The sequence below is a fragment of the Pseudomonadota bacterium genome, assembly GCA_026388255.1.
GTDB lineage: Bacteria > Desulfobacterota > Syntrophorhabdia > Syntrophorhabdales > Syntrophorhabdaceae > JAPLKB01.
In genome coordinates this window covers 1-2,889 of sequence record JAPLKC010000136.1, presented here as the reverse complement: position 1 = coordinate 2,889, position 2,889 = coordinate 1, and the positions used below count along the sequence as shown (strand labels likewise).

The following is a 2,889-nucleotide window of genomic DNA, read 5'->3' as shown; positions in this document are numbered from 1 at the left end:
GACGCTGTAACCGCTCCATAATCCGCTCCATAATGCGTTCTAACTGAATCTTTGAAGTCCTCTTCTTTTTGTATGCTATCGACTGGCTGGAAGCCATTGCCAATTATGAAGACGAGTTTTTTGTTCTTGTCCGATAGGACCTTTGCTATGGCGGCTGCTGGATAAGGTGCAATCAATTGCTATAAAGCCTTCTGCACTCCCTTCATAAAGGCTTCCTTTAAGAAATTGTCTCGTGCCAATGATCCGTTGGAAGGACTGGCAAGCTTAGGGCGGGAGCTCATCGCAGAGCCTGCCGGATATGTTGTTCCTAACTCCGCATTAATTACGATAAAACATTCCTCTATAGGTGAAAACCCGACGAGATCTACAATGTTCTCCGTCTTATCTTCAAAAATAAACTCCTTCATTTTCCCTCCCTCTATAAATAAGTGAGCACCTTATGTTTCCCGGTTCAATTATTATCGGCAAAAAGTAACTTTACTACCTACCCCCTTCCACAGAGAGTCGCCGGTGTCAGCGACCTCCCGAAAAAAACACACATACACAAATTAAAGTCTGTTTAAAGTCTGCTTAAAGTCAGTTGTGCCATATTGTCAATAAAGTGTCAAGTTTTTTTTACAGGAAATCTATGGGATTCTCCTTAACCATGCCATTTTATTGGGAAACAAGCGCATATTTGCTTTTCAAATTTGACGCTATAAACCCTTCCCTTCCCTTTAATGGGCAGCAAAACCTTGATGATAATATATCACCATGAAACTCAAATAGCAACAATGGCAAAAGCTGGCATGGTTAAGGAGCCGTAGAAACATAGCTAATTTCGCTAACCCTGTGACGGAGAACGTGGATAAATCGATCATTTGGTTGGCTTTCGATGGATAACGAGGCAGCGAAGAGGATCAATCCGGAATCGTATCGAGCACATGTTGAGGACTTTCGACGACGAAGATAACGAAGTTTGCCGCGAAAAGCGCAAGGCTCAGATCACTCCCGATTGGAATAGTGTATTGATATTCTTACTACAGACCGGAGACCTCGTGTACCTTTTTTCATTTTTATTTGTGCCGACAGGTCGGTATTAATGTTACTGCCCGTAATAGCTGATAAAAGTTAAAAGGCCAAATATCGATAAGTAGGTGCCAACGATAACCGGCAAATTTAACTTTCTTCCTGATCATTCCTGCACATTTCGATATGAAAACTGCTATATGAACGCACCAGTCTCAAATCTCACTTTCAATAATTCTTAGATTTACTGAAAAGGCCATATGCTTGACTTGGTGCTATACGTATAGACAGGTGAAACAATTTTCACATTTTACATGCGGAAGCGAATAAAACCTACAATAATTTTCAATCAGCCTATTCTGACAATTCTCTGATGTAACTTTTCGGGCAATTTCTTAATGGTATGAACCCATGCCAATACAGGAAATGTATCATCACGCCCTCCGAACTGTTCTTCTTGATCTTCCTCAGGATATAGGCACATACGATGCCCACAATCCCAAGAGCAAAAAGCATGTTGATGATAATGCCTATAAATATAGTGGCGGCGATAACAACGATTTCATCTACTTCCCAAAAGAAGAACGTCATCGGATCATCAATATTTCTGTTTATCATTACCATAATCTACCCCATCTTTTAAAAAAGCGAAGGGGGGTTACTACCCCCCCTGCCTTTGAAACTATTCCTTTGTGACCGTAATCTCTTTTGTAAATTCAGCTTCTTCACCGGAATCGTCCGTCGCTTTAAGACCAATGCTGTATGTATGTGTCACTGGCGCTTTAAAGGATATGTTCGCAGAGCCTTTCCTGTAGCCCCTGTCGTCGTCCAGATCCCACTTGTATGCTGAGATTCTGCCGTCCGGGTCGGTGCATTTTGCCTTCAAGTACACGTAACTGCCCACACCCAGTGTATGGTCGATGGTGCATGTCGGAGGCTGGTTCGGATTCACCGTGATGTCAACCGAGTCTGTCGCCGTGGCGCCGCTTTTCATGGTTGCTGTATAAGTGACGGTGTGATCGCCCGGTTCGCTGAAGGTAGCCCTCAGGTATTCAGACTTCGTGTTTTCGGCAGCGACTCCGTCTACCTTCCATACATAACTTTCGAGACTGTCGAGGGGCATCTTTTTCGATATAGCGCTTCTAACATAGATTTCGAGCGGCGCCCTCATGTACTTGTTCGATGCTGAGACCTTAAAACCGATTCCTATAGGAGCCGCGCCAACGGTTATCGTCACATTGTCCATTGTTGTATTGTCATACTGGTCGGTTGCGGTCATCGTTACATTATAGGTGCCTACCCTTGAAAAAAGGTGGTGAACAACCGTATTGGTAGTCGTCAGTGTTTCTCCGTCACCGAAATTCCAGTTGTAGGTAATGCGGTATTGAAGCCCCATGATCTTTTTAACCGTGTAATCAATCTTGAACGTCACATTGTATGGTCCTAACCCTTCCGTCTTTTTCACGTTGATTTTTGGCGTGGGGAAGCTGTAGCCCACTGCCGTAATTTTGTATTGTACCGTTTTTAATGTTGCATCCCTGTGACCGTTAACCCACCCCTCACATTTCAGGGAGTATGTCCCCTCGGCGGTCGGGGTCATCGTTACCTGTCTGCCATCCACAGTAGAGTTATCCGGGAGCGTCCATCTCGTAAGAATATTCAGGCCACTAAATTTTAGTGGTATCACGGCGGTATAGGTATACTCTTCACCAACCCATACTGCCTTCTTCCCCGATATACTGACGGTGATTCTGTGAAAGTCGACTGCATTCACAACATGCTTTATCGTTCTTACCGATTCTGTCCCTGCAAGAATTGTTTCCACCTCTAACTCATATTTTCCCGGAGCTGTGAAGATTATATTCAGCGTATCCCCTGCCG

The 2,889-nt window shown here is 44.1% G+C and carries 3 protein-coding genes; all 3 read right to left on the bottom strand.

The window, feature by feature from the left end; translation table 11 throughout:
- Positions 1–179: 179 nt before the first annotated feature.
- Entirely contained in the window at positions 180–407 is a 228-nt protein-coding gene (locus NT178_18775; protein MCX5814563.1) for a hypothetical protein, read from the bottom strand.
- A 955-nt stretch (positions 408–1,362) separates the two neighbouring features.
- Positions 1,363–1,632, bottom strand: a complete 270-nt coding sequence (gene traL, locus NT178_18770) for a type IV conjugative transfer system protein TraL (protein MCX5814562.1) — start codon at positions 1,630–1,632, stop codon at positions 1,363–1,365.
- Between the two features lie 58 nt (positions 1,633–1,690).
- Positions 1,691–2,889, bottom strand: a 1,199-nt coding sequence (locus tag NT178_18765) for a PKD domain-containing protein (GenBank protein MCX5814561.1), incomplete at its 5' end; no start/stop codon positions are given.

Coding starts and splice junctions, on each gene's coding strand:
- NT178_18775 (MCX5814563.1), bottom strand. CDS start 407: ATGAAGGAGTTTATTTTTGAAGATAAGACGGAGAACATTGTAGATCTC.
- traL (MCX5814562.1), bottom strand. CDS start 1,632: ATGGTAATGATAAACAGAAATATTGATGATCCGATGACGTTCTTCTTT.